This is a genomic window from Streptomyces sp. NPDC044044, assembly GCF_056434405.1.
In genome coordinates this window covers 516100-531771 of sequence record NZ_JBWKFG010000010.1, presented here as the reverse complement: position 1 = coordinate 531771, position 15672 = coordinate 516100, and the positions used below count along the sequence as shown (strand labels likewise).

The window sequence follows — 15672 nt, the reverse complement described above, 5'->3', positions numbered from 1 at the left end:
CCACATGCCTCGTACCTCCCCCCCTGCCCTCCCCCTCAAGCCTAGTGGGGCACTCTCTGGGGGCATGCACCAACAACCCCCACCCCCCCCCCCCCCCCCCCCCCCCGCCCCCCCCCCCCCCCCCCCGCTTCCGTCTGTTCTGAAGATGCCGCCTAGTTGGGCCGAGGCTCGTCGAGGTACTGGTCGGCCCAGGCGCTGATGATGTGAGCGGCCCGCTGTGCCTGCCCTCGCGCGGTCAACAGGTGGTCCGCGCCTTCGAGTGAGATGAAGCTTCGCGGGTGCCGTGCCTCCTGGAAGATCTCCGCGGCATTGGAGATGTCCACGGTGGAGTCGGTGGGCGAATGCGCCACGAGGAGCGGAAGATCCACCTCGCCGATCCGGTCGCGCAGGTGAGCCCGGCGCACGTCCTCGACGAAGGCGCGCTTGAGAACCAGAGTCCTCCCGCCGACGAACCACTCGTGCGCCCCGTCGCTGAGGACGCGATCCAGGACCGAGTCGTACTGCCGCTCGACGTGACTGGGATCGACGGGCGCCGCGATCGTGGCCAGCGCGCGGAGGCCGACGATCTCATGGGCAGCTGCGATCGCGGCGGCGCCTCCCCACGAGTGCCCCACCAGCAAATCCACCGGAGTCCCGCGCTCTGCCATGAAGGCCGCGGCACGGACGGTGTCCTGCACCTTGACGGTGAAGGAGCCGTCCCCCCAGTCGCCATCGGAGTCTCCGATCCCGAGATTGTCGAAGCGCAGCATGCCGATGCCCTCGCGTGCCAACTGCTTGCTGACGCGCGAGGCGGCCGGCGACTCCTTGCCCAGGGTGAATCCATGCGCGAAGAGCCCCCAACCTCGGACCTCGCCCTCCGGCAGGTCGATCACCCCGGCCAGTTCGGGGCCGACGACGCTCGGGAATCTCACTTTTTCGTTCATGTGCGGTGCTCACCTAGGCAGGGGCTGATGGTGGGGCGGGGAGACGAGAGCGACACTAGCCGGTGCCGGCGCGAGACCAACAGAACAGCGGACCGCCTCCCCGTACCGGGAGACGGCCCACTGTCCCTGCTGACGCGGCGTCGGGCTCACCCGATCCGCGATTTAGATGTCGAAGTACAGCTCGAACTCGTGCGGGTGCGGCCGCAGCTGGATCGGGGCGATCTCGTTCGTGCGCTTGTAGTCGATCCACGTCTCGATCAGGTCGGGGGTGAAGACACCGCCGGCCAGGAGGTACTCGTGGTCCGCCTCGAGGGCGTCGAGGACGGCCGGGAGGGAGGTCGGGACCTGGGCGACGCCCGCGTGCTCCTCGGGGGCCAGCTCGTAGAGGTCCTTGTCGATCGGCTCCGGCGGCTCGATCTTGTTCTTCACGCCGTCAAGGCCGGCCATCAGGAGGGCCGAGAACGCCAGGTACGGGTTCGAGGACGGGTCGGGCGCGCGGAACTCGACGCGCTTGGCCTTCGGGTTCGAGCCCGTGATCGGGATACGCATGGCGGCCGAGCGGTTGCGCTGCGAGTACACCATGTTGACCGGCGCCTCGAAGCCCGGGACCAGGCGGTGGTACGAGTTCACCGTCGGGTTCGTGAAGGCGAGCAGCGAGGGGGCGTGCTTGAGGATGCCGCCGATGTAGTAGCGGGCGGTGTCCGAGAGACCGGCGTAGCCCTGCTCGTCGTAGAACAGCGGGTCGCCGTTGGCCCACAGCGACTGGTGGACGTGCATGCCCGAGCCGTTGTCACCGAAGATCGGCTTCGGCATGAAGGTCGCGGTCTTCTCGTTGCGCCAGGCGACGTTCTTCACGATGTACTTGAAGAGCATCAGGTCGTCGGCCGCGGCGAGCAGCGTGTTGAACTTGTAGTTGATCTCCGCCTGGCCGGCCGTGCCGACCTCGTGGTGCTGGCGCTCGACCTGGAGGCCGTTCTTGTCCAGCTCCAGGGAGATCTCCGCGCGGAGGTCGGCGAAGTGGTCGACCGGCGGGGCGGGGAAGTAGCCGCCCTTGTAGCGGACCTTGTAGCCACGGTTGTTCTCCACCGCACCGGTGTTCCAGGCGCCAGCCTCGGAGTCGATGTGGTAGAAGCTCTCGTTCGCCGACGTCTGGAAGCGGACGTTGTCGAAGACGTAGAACTCCGCCTCGGGGCCGAAGTACGCGGTGTCCGCGATGCCGGTCGACGCGAGGTAGGCCTCGGCCTTCTTGGCGATGTTGCGCGGGTCACGGCTGTACTGCTCGCCCGTGATCGGGTCGTGGATGAAGAAGTTGATGTTGATGGTCTTGTCGCGGCGGAACGGGTCGACCCGGGCGGTCGACAGGTCCGCGCGCAGCGCCATGTCCGACTCGTGGATGGCCTGGAAGCCGCGGATCGACGATCCGTCGAAGGCCAGCTCCTCGTTCGGGTCGAACGCCGCTGCCGGGATCGTGAAGTGCTGCATCACTCCGGGCAGGTCGCAGAACCGGACATCTACGAACTTCACGTCCTCGTCCGCGATGAACTTCTTTGCGTCGTCGGCGTTCTGGAACATCCAACTCCTCCTACTCCCGACCCCCAGGCGGGGACGGGGTTGCAGCTCGTTGTGCGGCCAGTGCGGTGGCACACGCTGGGACCCGACCATAGGGACGGGGGATTTCTCAAGCATGACCCATTTGTTTCGCCGAAGTTAACCGAGCCGGGTTCGAGCCGGGTGTCATTCGCCCTACCCCGCCCGTCCTCGTACGAAATCGGGCGCAGTACCGTGGGCGGGTGGACAACAGGCAAGTAATCGGATCGTGGCTCTCCGGCCCTCGTGCGGCGGCAGAGGACGCGGGCGTCGACTTCGGGTACCGGGGCGAGCAGCTCGGCCTGCCGGAGGAGGGGCCCGGCTCGATCGCGCGGCCCGGACGCCGCATGGGTGCCGTCGTCGTCGACTGGGCACTGTGCATGCTCATCGCATACGGCCTGTTCGCTCGCGGTGACCAGCAGGCGATGGGCAACTGGGCGCTGGGAATCTTCTTCGTCATGACCGTCCTGACGGTCGGCACGGTCGGCTGCACCCCTGGCAAGGCCCTCTTCAGGCTCCGCGTCGTCGGCGAGGGCGGCGGCCGGCTCGGCGCCGTCCGGGTCCTCATCCGCAGCGTGCTGCTCTGCGTCGCCATCCCGGCCCTGATCTGGGACCGCGACGGCCGCGGCCTGCACGACCGCCTCGCCCGCGCCGTTCAGGTACGGATCTGAACTGAACCTCGGATCTGAACATCGGATCTGAACCTCGGTTCTGAATGCCAAATCTGAACCTCGGTTCTGAAACCCGGCTCTGGACCCGGCGCACGCCTCCCCCCCCCAGACATCGAGTGCCCCTCAGCCGTGCAGGAACAGCACGGCTGAGGGGCACTCGTCACCAGTGGCGGCGCGCAAGGGGAGGGGCGCGCCTCACCAGGTGTCAGATAATGCGCTCCGGGGCGTCGAACTGGTCGACCGGCGCCGTGTCGCAGGCCGCCACCGGGCCGCCGAGGACGTTGCCGCCCACGCCCTGCGCCGAGGGGACCGCGCAGCGCAGGTCGACATCGACGAACGGGGCTCCGTAGCTGTTGGCGATGCCGCCCGGGTCGCCGGCGATGGCGACGTCCCCGTTGTCGGTGGCGAACTCGGATGCGCCGGTACCGCTCGTGGTCTCGCCGTAGGCGGCACGTGCCGCCTGGTTCGACTCGTGTGCACTGGTCGAGGTCTCGGCCTGCGGACCGCCTTCGGTGGCCGCAGCGACGCCAGTTCGGTTGCGACGACCTGCCTGAGGCAGCATCGCGGGACGAAACATAACAAAAGGGGCAAACATGACGCTGCCTTCACCCGTCCGCACCACTCCTTCATCCATGCAGATCATGGGCTCGTCCATTTAGGTGGGGGTGCCCCCTTTGGGCGGGGTGCCCCCGACGATCGGCAGAGGGCAATTTCTCGACCTCGCGCGCGTGTAACACCCGGCCGGTGAGCATGCGGCCCCGATGCGCCCTGGTAAGGGGCCTCCGACCGGAGGAGACTGAGTGACAGCGGTATGCCGCTCGCCTGTGCAAGGGTGTTCCTATAACTCGGGAGGTGGGCGGGCGTGGCCGAATTGGCTCGTGAAGAGCGGGTGTCCGTCGCGTTCGTCGAACTGGCCGACACCTTGGTGCAGGACTTCGACGTGATCGCGTTCCTGCACATGCTCGCCGATCACTGTGTGGCCCTGCTGGACGTGGCGGCGGCAGGGGTGCTGCTGGGCACGCCGGACGGGCACCTGGTGGACGCGGCAGCCTCCGACGAGCGCACCAGGCTGCTGGAGCTGTCGAGCATCGAGTGGGACGAGGGCCCCTGCCGGGACTGCTACATGAGTAGAAGAATGGTTTCTGACGTGCCGTTCGGCACGGACGAAGCCCTGGCCAGATGGCCCCGGTTCGCACCGCACGCCCTGCAAGTGGGCTTCACCTCAGTCGTCGCCGCTCCGCTGCGACTGCACAACCAGGTGATCGGGGCCCTGAACCTCTTCCGCGACCAGCCGGGTGCCCTGGACGAGCCCCAGGTCCGGCTGGGACAGGCGCTTGCAGACACCGCGACCATCGGCGTCCTGCAACAGCGGGCGGTGACTGAACAGATGACCGTAAGCGCCCAGCTGCAATACGCCCTGGACAGCCGCGTCATCATCGAACAGGCCAAGGGCTACCTCGCCCACCGGCGGGGTACCGGGGTCGAGGAAGCGTTCCACGCCATGCGCGGCCACGCACGGGCTCACCAGATGCGCCTGACCGAGGTCGCGCGTCAGGTCCTGCAGGGGAGCGCCGACACCTCGCTGCTCACCCCGCCTCCCCGGTGATGCGGGCGCCCGTCGACCGTATGTGGTGGGCCGGCCTTCCGCTCAAGCGCACGGCGCTCGGACCGCTCAAGCGCACGGCGCTCGGACCGCTCATGCCCACGGCGCTCGGAAGGGGGCCACGGTGCCCCATCCGGTAATGATCGAATACCTGCGGGCCCTCAGCACTCACACCGGGACGGGCATGGCCGCCCTGCCGCTCGAAGCGTGCGCCGACATGCTCGGCCTTGACGGCCTGGCCCTGCTGCTGAGCCCCGGCAGCCGCAAAGCGGAACTGGTGCAGTCGTACGGCAAGCGCACCAGTGCCCTGGAGGACGTGCAACGGGTTCAGGGCCAGGGGCCCAGTCTGGATGCCGCGCAGTTCGGGAACCTGCTGCTGTTGCCCGATGTGGCCGAATCCCTGGCCTACAGCGCTCTCCGCTGGCCCGGTCTGCCCAGTGCCATCGAAGCCCTGGACGTCCGCGCGGTGTTCGCCTTCCCCGTGCGTATCGGGGTCATCGCGCTCGGTGCGCTCACGGGCCACCGCGCCCGGCCGGGCCCCATGACCACCGACCAGCTCACCGACGCGTTCGGCCTGGCCGACACCGTCGCCCAGATCACCATCGCCACGGCCGCCCAGACAGGCCTGCCCCACACCCCGCTCCTCGACGAACCCGGCCTCCACTTCGCCGAGGTCCACCAGGCCACCGGAATGGTCGCCGCCCAACTGAACGTCGGGATCGACCACGCACTCATCCGGCTGCGTGGCCACGCCTTCAGTCACGACCTGCCCCTGCTGGAGGTCGCGCGGGAGATTCTGGCCCTGCGCCTGCTCCTGGACGACGACGGCCGGGGCCCCGGGAACGAGTAATGGGCGCCCCGGCGGGGCGCCCATGGCGGCATACGAGCAACGGCGTGCAAGGAGCGAGGCCCTCACCTCTCTCGCCCGTGGGAAAGACGGGAGGAGGTGAGGTCTGGTGTCATCCTCGCGGCATCTTGGGGGTGCGACCTCGTCCCGCGCCCTTCGGCATCGGGCCCTTCGGCAACGGCATGTTGCTCATCAGGTCGCCCATCGCGCGCAGCCGGTCGTTCGTCGCCGTGACCTGCGGGCCCTGGAGGACGCGGGGCAGCTTCAGAAGCGTCGTACGCAGCTTCTTCAGCGGGACCTGGCCCTCGCCGGTGCCGACGATGACGTCATGCACCGGGACGTCCGAGACGACGCGCGCCATGCGCCTCTTCTCGGCCGCCAGCAGGCTCTTCACCCGGTTCGGGTTGCCCTCGGCGACGAGCACGATGCCCGCCTTGCCGACCGTGCGGTGCACGACGTCCTGGCTGCGGTTCATCGCCACCGCCGGAGTCGTCGTCCAGCCGCGGCCGATCTTGTCGAGCACCGCGGCCGCCGCACCGGGCTGGCCCTCCATCTGCCCGAAGGCCGCACGCTCAGCCCTGCGCCCGAAGACGATCGCCATCGCGAGGAAGGCGAGCACAAAGCCGAGAATGCCGAGATAGATCGGGTGACCGATCAAGAAGCCAATACCGAGGAAGACACCAAAGGTGACGATTCCCACAGCCGCGATGATGAGACCGATCCGCGGATCGGCCCTGCGGGTCATCTTGTAGGTCTGGGCAATCTGCTTGAGTCGCCCGGGGTTCGCGGCGTCCGCCGCGGTTTCCTTCCTCGCCATGTCGTGAAGTCTACGTGTCCCTGGAAGTGACTACGACGTGCGGGTTGCCATCGCCTCTTCGAGCACGCGAAGCGCCTCTGCCCGGTCCTTGGCGCGACGCCGGTCGTCGAGCACGGACGTCCAGGCGTTGCGGCGGGCGGTGCGCTGGCCGCTGCTCATGAGAATCGACTCGACGGCGCGCAGTGCGTCGGCGACGGACGGGATGGCGGTGGCGCGTACGGGCGCGGCCTGCATGGTGGGGCCCTCCTGAGCGGCTATGGGTAGGGCTGTACGTGGGGTAATTCCAGGGTCACTGATTGGTGTTACCAGGGCGTGACCGACCGGTCAAACACGGATGAAGCCTTGACGCCGGAGCCCGAAACGTTGACGCGGCCCGTACGGTCCGCTCACCTGCGGGGACCGTACGGGCCGCGTCATCTCGGCCACTACCAGCCGGTAGTCACTTGTGCGCCGATTCACACAGTCGGGCTCTCGCCCGGAGCGCCGTCGGGCCGGCGCCCGGGATCACACCGCCTGCGAGGCGACGTACGCCCCACGCTTCTCGACCGCCATCTGGAAGAGGCGTCCGGCGCGGTACGAGGAGCGGACCAGCGGTCCCGACATGACGCCGGAGAAGCCGATCTCCTCGGCCTCCTCCTTCAGCTCCACGAACTCCTGCGGCTTGGCCCAGCGCTCCACCGGGTGGTGCCGCGGCGTCGGGCGCAGGTACTGCGTGATCGTGATGAGCTCGCAGCCCGCGTCGTGCAGCGCGTGCAGCGCCTCGCTGATCTCCTCGCGCTCCTCGCCCATGCCCAGGATGAGGTTCGACTTGGTGACCAGACCGGCCTCGCGGGCGCGCGTGATGACCTCGAGCGAGCGCTCGAAGCGGAAGCCGGGGCGGATCCGCTTGAAGATGCGCGGCACCGTCTCCACGTTGTGCCCGAGGACCTCGGGGCGGGAGGAGAAGACCTCGGCCAGCTGGTCGGGGTCCGCGTTGAAGTCGGGGATGAGGAGCTCGACCTTGGTCTGGCCCTCGGCGCGGTCCGCCGTCATCGCGTGGATCTGGCGCACGGTCTCCGCGTACAGCCAGGCGCCGCCGTCGTCCAGGTCGTCGCGGGCGACGCCGGTGATCGTGGCGTAGTTCAGGTCCATCGTGACGACGGACTCACCCACGCGGCGGGGCTCGTCGCGGTCGAGCGCCTGCGGCTTGCCCGTGTCGATCTGGCAGAAGTCGCAGCGCCGTGTGCACTGGTCACCGCCGATGAGGAAGGTGGCCTCGCGGTCTTCCCAGCACTCGTAGATGTTGGGACAGCCCGCCTCCTGGCAGACCGTGTGCAGACCCTCGCTCTTCACGAGGTTCTGCATCTTCGTGTACTCGGGGCCCATTTTCGCCCGGGTCTTGATCCACTCGGGCTTGCGCTCGATGGGGGTCTGGGCGTTCCGGACCTCCAGGCGCAGCATCTTGCGTCCGTCGGGTGCGACTGCGGACACATCGGCTCCCTGTAGCTTCGATTCTTCGGCGCACACCAGGGTACGCCCGTGATGTCGTTGGGCTTACGTTCGGCCAACCTCTGGCCGACGGGGTGCATTCCCACACGGCCCCGACGGCCCCGGCAGCCCGAGTCTTCTAGGCGGTCGCCTTCTCGGTTTCCGGGTTCTCAACCGTCGTACCGACGGCCTTCTCGACGGTGCGGGGCTTGAGCTCCGCGCTCTCCAGGATGTCCCGCAGATGCTTCTCGGCGACGGGCAGGACGTCGGCGATCGTGATCTCGCGGCCCAGTTCGTACGAGAGCGACGTCACGCCGGCGTCGCGGATCCCGCACGGGATGATCTTGTCGAACCAGGTGTTGTCCGGATTCACGTTCAACGCGAATCCGTGCATCGTCACGCCCTTGGCGACGCGGATGCCGATGGCCGCGATCTTGCGGTCCTCCCGGCGCTGGCCCGCGTTGGACGGGGCGTACTCCGGGCCGTTGAACCGGGCGTCGAACTCGTCGTCCTGCGTCCGCGGATCGAGGTCCAGGGTCAGCCCGCCGAGCGCCGGACGCTGCTCCACCGGGTCGCCGAGGACCCATACGCCGCTGCGGCCCTCGACCCTGCTCGTCTCCAGGCCAAACTCCGCACACGTACGGATAAGTGCCTCTTCCAGACGGCGCACATGTGCTACGACGTCCACCGGGCGCGGCAGCTTCTGGATCGGGTACCCCACGAGCTGTCCGGGGCCGTGCCAGGTGATCTTGCCGCCCCGGTCCACGTCGACGACGGGGGTGCCGTCCAGGGGGCGCTCGCTGTCCTCGGTGCGGCGGCCCGCGGTGTAGACCGGAGGGTGCTCGAGCAGCAGACATGTGTCCGGGAGCTCGTCGGCGAACCGGGCGGCGTGCACGCGGCGCTGCTCGTCCCAGGCCTCCTGGTACTCGACCGAATCCGGGCCGAAGCCCAGACGGACGAACTGAAACTCACTCACGGCAAGTGCCTCCCTAGAACCTGCACCGTGCACATATCGCGCCCCCAGCCACTGTACGGGCCGCGGATTCTCGTCAGTCGTCCGGTCAATCCTCACACGATCGGATGAACGCGGGTCGAAGGTCGTGTCGAGGGCGGTGGGGGCCGCTACATTCACGCCGTTCACAGAGCCATAAGGGCTGCTCAAGGCAACGCCCGAAAGGCAGGAGACCGCACAGCTGATGACGGAACGACCTCCGCAGCGCACCCCCAACCGCCAGCTAGCCTCGCTCATCTCAGAAGCCGGCTTCTCCAATGCGGGGCTCGCGCGCCGCGTCGATCAGCTGGGCCTCGAGCACGGTCTCGATCTGCGGTACGACAAGACATCCGTGACCCGCTGGCTGCGCGGGCAGCAGCCGCGCGGCACCACCCCCGCCCTCATCGCCGAGGTCTTCACGCGGCGGTTAGGCCGCCGCCTCTCCGCGCAGGATCTCGGGCTCGACGCGTGCGCGCCGGTGTACGCCGGGCTCGAGTTCGCGGCGAGCCCCGAAGAGGCGATCGACATCGTCGGCGGGCTCTGGCGCAAGGACTCCGGAAGCCATGCCGAACTGCGGAAGATCGCGTTCACCCCGGCCGGACTCGTCGTCCCCAGCAGGGACTGGCTGATCGGCCGCGCGGACGACCGCGTGGGGCGCGGTGACCTCGGGCCGAGCGCAGGGCGCGTGCCCACGCAGGGCCGTCCGGCCATACCGCGCCAGCGCAAGGAGCCGGAGCGGGGCGTCGGGGCGAAGGTGACCAGCGGCGACATCTCGGCCCTGCGCTCCGTCGGCGAGCTCTTCCGCGCGCTCGACCACGCGTACGGCGGCGGGCACGCCCGGCAGGCCCTGGTGCGCTATCTGGAGCACGAGGCCGAGCCGATGCTGCGCGGCACGTACGGCGAGCAGGCCGGGCGGCGGCTCTTCGCGGCCGCCGCCGACCTCACCCGGCTCGCGGGCTGGACGTCGTACGACATCGCGGCGCACGGTCTCGCCCAGCGCTACTACGTCCAGGCGCTGCGCCTCTCGCAGGCGGCGGGTGACCGCGCGTACGGCTCGTACGTCCTGGTCACGATGAGCCGCCAGGCCGTCTACCTCGGGCACGGCAGGGAGGCGGTGCAGCTGGCGCGGGTGGCCCAGCAGGGCGTCGGCTCCTCGGCGCCGCCCGTCGTGCAGGCCCTGCTGCACGCCGTCGAGGCGCGCGGGCACGGCGTGCTCGGCGAGGTGCGGGCGTGCACGGCGTCCATGGTGCGCGCCGAACGCGCCCTGGAAACGGCCCGGCCCGGCGACGAAGTCCCCTACTGGGCGCGCTTCTTCGACGAGGCACAGCTCGCGGACGAGTTCGGGCACTGCCACCGGGACCTCCAGCAGTACCGCGTGGCCGCCCAGCACGCGGAGCGCTCGCTCCAACTGCGCGCCCCCGGGTACGCCCGCAGCCGTCTGTTCTGCCGGGTGGTGCTCGCCTCGTCGCGCCTCGGCCTCGGCGAGCTGGAGCAGGCCTGCCAGCTGGGCGCGGAGGCCGCGCAGGCGGCGGGTGAGATGCGCTCGGTGCGCGCGGTGGAGTACGTACGCGAATTCGAGCGGCGGCTGGAGCCGTACCGCGACGCGGCGGCGGTGCGCGGGTACCGCGACCGGGTGGCGGCGCTGGGCTGAGCGTTCACCTCGCGCGGGTGCACGAGGTGAGGGGCGATGTAAGGGGCGGGCCTGCGCAGGCCCGCCCCTTACATGTGCTCCTACCTGTGTGCTCGACCGGAGGTCAGCGCAGGCGCGCGACCTCCTCGGGGGACAACGTCTCGTCCCACGTGGTGAGTTCGTCGATGTCGCCCCGCAGGCTCGCCTTCTCCGTGCCGATGGACCGCAGCGGCAGGGGGATCGACGCCGCGACGGACCCGACCCGCTTCCCGTCGGCGTACAAGGTGGTGTGCCCCGGAGCCGTCACCCACGTCAGCCGCGTCCAGCGGTCGAGCGGCAGCGTGAAGTCGAAGCTGTGGTCGGCCTCGCCGTACCGCGTGAAGCCGACCTTCCCGGTGCCGTGCTGCATCAGCTTCAGCGCGCCCGCCCTGGAGCTGAGCAGCACCTGGTCCCCGGTCCTGGCCGACGGGCGGACCTGCACGGACACGGTCCACGGCTCGGCGACGTCGAGACCGCCGAAGCCCACGCCGTCCCGGTCGGAGTCAAAGCGCCAGGCCTGGCCGCGCACGCCTGCCACCGGGGTGGGGTTGTTGATGATGTACGAGGTGCCGGACAGGCCGCCCGCCACGTCCTCGGCGAGGATCGTGTTGCCGGGGCTGCCCGCGTATGTCCAGCCGCTGGGATACGGGGCGTCGTCGAACGTCCAGTGATGGCTCGGCCGGCCCTCCACCCGTGGCGGCACGGGCGCGGGCGTCGTGCCCGGCGGGTCGCCGATGCGGGCCGCGCGAGCCCTGAAGTCGGCGAGCGTGTCCGGCGTCGTGGACTTGTTCCAGGTGCGGTCGGCGAGGATCGCGCGGGCGCCCGCCATGCTCTTCTCGAAGTAGCCGTCGTCGGCCCAGAAGTTGTAGTCCGCCCAGTTGGTGACGCCGGAGCCGAGCATGTCCGGGTCGGAGTTCGGCGCCCAGCTGTCGTACATCCAGGGCTCGTCCGGATACAGGTGGTGGTAGTTGTTCGGGGTGTCGTAGAAGGGGCCGATGGCTATCTCGTCGTGGCCCGGGATCTCCGGCTCGGCGCCCGTGCCCTCCCAGGTGAGGAAGACGACGGGGTCGTGGACCTTCTGCTGGGGCGCGGCCAGGTGCTCGGAGCCGTTGTAGACGGCCGTGCGCTTGCCGTGCGAAGTGACCACGTCGTCAAGGGTGTTGATGTAGCGGTTGAGAAGGTCGCCGAGCGTGGACACGTCGGGCGCGCTCGCCAGGTGGTTCTTCACGCGGGGGCACTCGGCCAGCTGGCCGGGGACCTCCTCCGCGCCGATCGAGAACAGCGGTGCGTCGAACCAGCCCGCGAACTCGTCGACGATCTCCTTCGACTTCGCGATCGCCTTGTCGCTGGTCATGTCGATGATCCAGTCGGGCGTGAGGTGCGAGTGCGTGTGCGCGCCCGTGCACGCGTCGGCGCCCGCCCCGAAGCCGATGCCGAAGGCCTCGCTGATGACGGTGGCGTGGCCGGGAAGTTCGAGGCCGGGCATCAGCTGGACGTGATGGCGGGCCGCGAAGGCCTTCAGGTGTTCGATGTCGGCGCGGCTGTAGCTGTGGTCGGGGTCGGCGAGGCCGGGGAACTTCGGGCTGTCGAGGCGGAAGCCCTCGGACTCGGAGAGGTGCAGGAAGAGGGTGTTGAGCTTCTGGTCGCCCATCCTGCGGATCAGATTCTCCAGGTAGGAGATCTTCCAGTACTTGCGGCCCGCGTCGAGGTGCACCATGCGGATGGCCTGCGCGGGGCGGTCGGTGGAGCGGGCGCGGGGGACGGCGCGGTGGTCGTCGGCCGTGGAGCGCAGGAGCTGCAGGAGGGTGCGGGTGCCGTAGTAGAGGCCGTGGGTGGAGGCGGCTTCGACGCGGATGGGGCCCGCGCTGTCGAAGCGGTAGCCCTCGGCGCCGAGGGCCCCCTTGCCGGTGAGGCCGAGCGTGATGTCCCCGTCGGCGGGACGGCCCGTGTGGTGGGCGATCCGGGGCGTGATGCCGGTGACCTGCTTGATCTCCGTACGGAGCTGGGTGGCGAGCTTGTGTACGGACTGGCGTGCGGGGCCCGGGAATTCACTGCGGCCCGAGGGGAGCGCGGTGGTGGATCCGGCGCGCGGGTCGATCAGGATGCGGGTGCGCTCGGTGAGTCGCGTGCGGCCGTCGAGCGCGGTCCAGTCGGTGGGGCGTGGGACGACGGAGGGCACTTCGGTCTCCGTCGCGGCCGTGTCGCCCGTGGCTGCTGTGGCGGTCGGCAAAGATAGACCTCCCATGAATAGGCCGAGGATGAGTGATATCACCGGCATGGTGCGACGCACGTGAGCCTCCTGCGGCTTGGCGATCCGGTGGGGACCGTAGCCGTGGGGTACCCGTGTGGCAAGGGGAGTTGCAGGGGTGTGTGAGGTTCGGTGGGTTCTACGAAGAGGGTGTGCGGGAAGGCGGAAGCCCTCGCGTGGGGGCGCGAGGGCTTCCAGGGGTGTGGCATATAGGTCGGATGGATCGGTCCGGTCAAGCGACTGGGGCAGTCAGGGCGTCAGGCCGCCATCGGCATCTGCCCGGTCCCGTGAGCGGGGTCGACGCCGAAGTCCGCGAGCGCCGCCCGTGCGGCGCGGCGGCCCGAGTGCAGCGCGCCCTGCACCGTGCTGGTGTCCCGGTGGTCCCCGCACACGTAGAGCCCCGAGAGCAGCCGCACCGGGCGCCGCAGATCGTGCGGGGGCGGCATCGCGGGCACCGCCTCGCGGGTGTGGTGGACGGCGAGGGACTCCCACCGGGCGGTCGATGTGCCGTACAGCTCGGCGAGATGGGCGAGGACGGCGCGCTCGTCCGGCGGTGGGCCGAGGACCGTCGAGGAGATGAGCGCCCGGCCCGCGGGCGCGCGCGACGGGTCGACGTGGCTGATCACGGCCGTGTGCGCGACGGGCCCCGAACGGTCGGCGTCGAGCAGCAGGGCGGGCTCGGCGAGCGGCGGCTCGGGTGCCGCGTGATGCAGCACCGTCACCTGGTGGAAGGTCGGCACGCGCAGGCCGGGCAGCAGCTCGGCGGCGGCGCGCGCGTCGGTGGCCAACAGGACGGCGCGGCAGCTCACTTCACCGTGCTCCGCGGTCGTGACCGAGGTCGTGGAGACGGCCGTGGCGCGTACGCCGGTGCGCACCGTGCCCGGTGGCAGTGCGGCCGAAAGGAGCTCGGGAAGCGCCTCGGCGCCGCCCTCCGGCAGACACAGACGGCCGCGCGCGAAGGAGTGCAGGGCGAGGTCGGCGCACCGGCTCGACGTCGTCAGGTCCGGGTCGCAGAGGAGCGCCGAGAGCAGCGGGCGCAGGAAGCCGTTGACGGTGCGCGCGGGCAGGCCGCGGTCGAAGAGGGCTTGTGCCGCCGGGAGTTCGGGGCGGGCGAGGAGACGCTGCGGGGGCGTCGCGGCGATCCTGGCGAGTGCCGCGCCGAGGCGGGCCTGGTCGAGCGCGCCGCCGAGGGGGGTGGTGCGGGGCGCGGTCCGAGCCGTCCGCGGACCCCGGGGAGCGCTTGCGAGGGCGCGCGCGGCGGTGAGTGCGCCCCTTGCGCGCCGGGGGCTCGTGGGCTCGACGGCGCGGTGGTGCCGGCCGTCGCTGTGCACCAGGACACCGGGCACGAAGGGCCGCAGTACGAGGGCGTCGAGCCCCGGTGTGTGGCGCAGTTCGGGATACGACGTGGTGAGCAGTTGCCCGATCCTGTCGAGCCGGAACCCGTCGACCTTCTCGGTCGACATGCGCCCGCCGACGTAAGGGGCGGCTTCCAGGACGACGGTCGTTACACCGGCACTGGTCAGCTGGTGGGCGGCAGAGAGTCCCGCGACCCCCGCTCCCACGATGACGACATCCGCATGGTGCGCAGGCTCTAGCACGGGCCCCTCCCCGGGGTTGCGCGGCTGCTGGGGACGTCATGCCCTCAACAGGGCTTCGGAATCACCGAGTTCCGCACGAGGGTAGGAGCCGAAACGCATCGAGGCAGTCGCGCATCGACCGAGCACGGTCGCACGCCGGTCGCACGGCGATCGCAGACGCGAAGAAAGCGATCGGAAGGCGTCAGGGCAGATGTGTCGCGAGTGGTTTCGCGTTCACCGAAGCGCTGTTCACCGCGGTGCCCTCCGCCGCGTGCCGTTCACCGCAACGCGGCGCGGATCGAATCCTCGATGCCCGGGAACGCGAACGAGAAGCCCGACTCCAGGAGCCGGGTCGGCAGGACCCGCTGGCTGCCGAGCACGTCGCCGGACATCTCGCCGAGCACGACGCGCAGCGCGGGCCGCGGCGCGGTGAAGAGCGTGGGCCGGTGAAGCACCCGCCCCATCGCCGCCGTCACCTCACGGTTGGTGAGCGGATCGGGCGCCGTCAGGTTGACGGGCCCCGACAGCGTCGGCGTGTCGAGCAGGTGCCGCAGCGCGGCCACCTCGTCGTGCAGCGCGATGTAGCTCCAGTACTGCCGGCCGTCGCCGAGGCGTCCGCCGAGCCCCGCCTTGAAGAGCGGGAACATCCGCGCCCAGGCCCCGCCCTCGCGCGCCACCACCAGGCCGTTGCGCGCGAAGACCGTGCGGATGCCCGCTTCATGCGCCGCGGCCGCCGCACCCTCCCACTCCACGCACAGGGAGGGCAGGAAGCCCTCTCCGGCGGGTGCGCTCTCGTCCACCGCGCGCTGACCGGTCTCTCCGTAGTAGCCGATCGCGCTCGCGCTCAGGAAGACGCGAGGCGGCTCGTCCAGCGAGGCCGCGGCCTCGGCGAGCGCGGAGGTGCCGAGCACCCTGCTGTCGCGGATCTCCTGCTTGTAGGCGGCCGTCCAGCGGCGGTCGCCGATCCCGGCTCCCGCCAGGTTGACGATGGCGTCACAGCCCGCGAGCCCCGCCGTGTCGACGTAGCCCTTCTTGGGGTCCCATCGCACCTCGTACTTCGTACGAGGTGCCCGGCGCACGAGCCGCACCACCTCGCGGCCGTCGTCGGCCAGGGCGCGTGTCAGGGCCGTCCCGATGAGGCCGGACGCGCCGGCCACGGCGATACGGGACGGTCGCGAGGACAGGGCTGACTGCTCGGACTCGGTGGGCTCCATGACGCCATCCTGCCCCGGAAACCCGCCGTGAGGCGCCCGACGCCCGTCGTACAGTGAC

14 protein-coding genes are annotated in these 15672 nt (G+C 70.2%); 4 read left to right on the top strand and 10 right to left on the bottom strand.

The genetic code is table 11. The features are described from left to right. Window positions 1-152: 152 nt before the first annotated feature. Both AC07AG_RS36025 and glnA read right to left on the bottom strand, forming a co-directional pair. Window positions 153-923, bottom strand: coding sequence for an alpha/beta hydrolase family protein (locus AC07AG_RS36025; RefSeq protein WP_478760626.1), 771 nt, complete (start codon window positions 921-923; stop codon window positions 153-155). 162 nt (window positions 924-1085) lie between these two features. Then, window positions 1086-2495 (bottom strand): type I glutamate--ammonia ligase, encoded by a 1410-nt coding sequence (gene glnA, locus AC07AG_RS36020; protein ID WP_361045716.1) that lies wholly within the window; start codon window positions 2493-2495, stop codon window positions 1086-1088. Window positions 2496-2713: 218 nt separating this feature from the next. On the opposite strand from glnA, the gene AC07AG_RS36015 reads away from it, so the two are divergent. Further along, window positions 2714-3181, top strand: a complete 468-nt coding sequence (locus AC07AG_RS36015; RefSeq protein ID WP_478760624.1) for an RDD family protein — start codon at window positions 2714-2716, stop codon at window positions 3179-3181. A 205-nt stretch (window positions 3182-3386) separates the two neighbouring features. Here the strand turns inward: AC07AG_RS36015 and AC07AG_RS36010 are convergent, their stop codons facing one another. Next, window positions 3387-3836: a hypothetical protein gene (locus tag AC07AG_RS36010; RefSeq protein ID WP_478760622.1), complete on the bottom strand. Its 450-nt coding sequence runs from the start codon at window positions 3834-3836 to the stop codon at window positions 3387-3389. 207 nt (window positions 3837-4043) lie between these two features. On the opposite strand from AC07AG_RS36010, the gene AC07AG_RS36005 reads away from it, so the two are divergent. Both AC07AG_RS36005 and AC07AG_RS36000 read left to right on the top strand, forming a co-directional pair. Next, window positions 4044-4787, top strand: coding sequence for a GAF and ANTAR domain-containing protein (locus AC07AG_RS36005; protein ID WP_478760620.1), 744 nt, complete (start codon window positions 4044-4046; stop codon window positions 4785-4787). 121 nt (window positions 4788-4908) lie between these two features. After that, window positions 4909-5634, top strand: a complete 726-nt coding sequence (locus AC07AG_RS36000; RefSeq protein WP_478760619.1) for an ANTAR domain-containing protein — start codon at window positions 4909-4911, stop codon at window positions 5632-5634. Window positions 5635-5743: 109 nt separating this feature from the next. Here AC07AG_RS36000 and AC07AG_RS35995 read toward each other — a convergent pair whose 3' ends face one another. The 4 genes from AC07AG_RS35995 to lipB all read right to left on the bottom strand — a co-directional run bounded on the left by AC07AG_RS35995 (window position 5744) and on the right by lipB (window position 8891). Continuing rightward, the gene (locus tag AC07AG_RS35995) at window positions 5744-6448 is read right to left on the bottom strand and encodes a DUF4191 domain-containing protein (RefSeq protein ID WP_478760617.1); all 705 of its coding nucleotides are present in this window, start codon (window positions 6446-6448) and stop codon (window positions 5744-5746) included. A 30-nt stretch (window positions 6449-6478) separates the two neighbouring features. Next, a complete protein-coding gene (locus AC07AG_RS35990) occupies window positions 6479-6682 on the bottom strand; it encodes an SCO2195 family GlnR-regulated protein (RefSeq protein ID WP_478760616.1) in 204 nt (67 codons plus the stop codon). A 270-nt stretch (window positions 6683-6952) separates the two neighbouring features. Continuing rightward, window positions 6953-7918, bottom strand: a complete 966-nt coding sequence (locus tag AC07AG_RS35985) for a lipoyl synthase (protein WP_249590320.1) — start codon at window positions 7916-7918, stop codon at window positions 6953-6955. A 136-nt stretch (window positions 7919-8054) separates the two neighbouring features. Beyond that, window positions 8055-8891, bottom strand: a complete 837-nt coding sequence (lipB, locus tag AC07AG_RS35980; RefSeq protein WP_478760615.1) for a lipoyl(octanoyl) transferase LipB — start codon at window positions 8889-8891, stop codon at window positions 8055-8057. 220 nt (window positions 8892-9111) lie between these two features. Here lipB and AC07AG_RS35975 point away from each other — a divergent pair, with 220 nt between their 5' ends. Further along, window positions 9112-10557: a regulator gene (locus AC07AG_RS35975; protein WP_478760613.1), complete on the top strand. Its 1446-nt coding sequence runs from the start codon at window positions 9112-9114 to the stop codon at window positions 10555-10557. 103 nt (window positions 10558-10660) lie between these two features. On the opposite strand, the gene AC07AG_RS35970 is transcribed toward AC07AG_RS35975, so the two are convergent. The 3 genes from AC07AG_RS35970 to AC07AG_RS35960 form a co-directional block, all read right to left on the bottom strand. After that, window positions 10661-12805 carry a family 20 glycosylhydrolase gene (locus tag AC07AG_RS35970; RefSeq protein ID WP_478760611.1) on the bottom strand — a complete coding sequence of 715 codons (2145 nt, stop codon included), beginning with the start codon at window positions 12803-12805 and terminating at the stop codon, window positions 10661-10663. 275 nt (window positions 12806-13080) lie between these two features. Next, window positions 13081-14421, bottom strand: coding sequence for an NAD(P)/FAD-dependent oxidoreductase (locus AC07AG_RS35965; RefSeq protein ID WP_478760610.1), 1341 nt, complete (start codon window positions 14419-14421; stop codon window positions 13081-13083). Between the two features lie 257 nt (window positions 14422-14678). Continuing rightward, window positions 14679-15614, bottom strand: coding sequence for a TIGR01777 family oxidoreductase (locus AC07AG_RS35960; RefSeq protein ID WP_478760608.1), 936 nt, complete (start codon window positions 15612-15614; stop codon window positions 14679-14681). Window positions 15615-15672: the final 58 nt, after the last annotated feature.

What these genes read in the sequence shown, in the direction of transcription:
- AC07AG_RS35975 (WP_478760613.1), top strand. Translation starts at nt 9,112, where the DNA reads ATGACGGAACGACCTCCGCAGCGCACCCCCAACCGCCAGCTAGCCTCG.
- glnA (WP_361045716.1), bottom strand. Translation starts at nt 2,495, where the DNA reads ATGTTCCAGAACGCCGACGACGCAAAGAAGTTCATCGCGGACGAGGAC.
- AC07AG_RS35995 (WP_478760617.1), bottom strand. Translation starts at nt 6,448, where the DNA reads ATGGCGAGGAAGGAAACCGCGGCGGACGCCGCGAACCCCGGGCGACTC.
- AC07AG_RS36025 (WP_478760626.1), bottom strand. Translation starts at nt 923, where the DNA reads ATGAACGAAAAAGTGAGATTCCCGAGCGTCGTCGGCCCCGAACTGGCC.
- AC07AG_RS35990 (WP_478760616.1), bottom strand. Translation starts at nt 6,682, where the DNA reads ATGCAGGCCGCGCCCGTACGCGCCACCGCCATCCCGTCCGTCGCCGAC.
- AC07AG_RS35960 (WP_478760608.1), bottom strand. Translation starts at nt 15,614, where the DNA reads ATGGAGCCCACCGAGTCCGAGCAGTCAGCCCTGTCCTCGCGACCGTCC.
- AC07AG_RS36010 (WP_478760622.1), bottom strand. Translation starts at nt 3,836, where the DNA reads ATGGACGAGCCCATGATCTGCATGGATGAAGGAGTGGTGCGGACGGGT.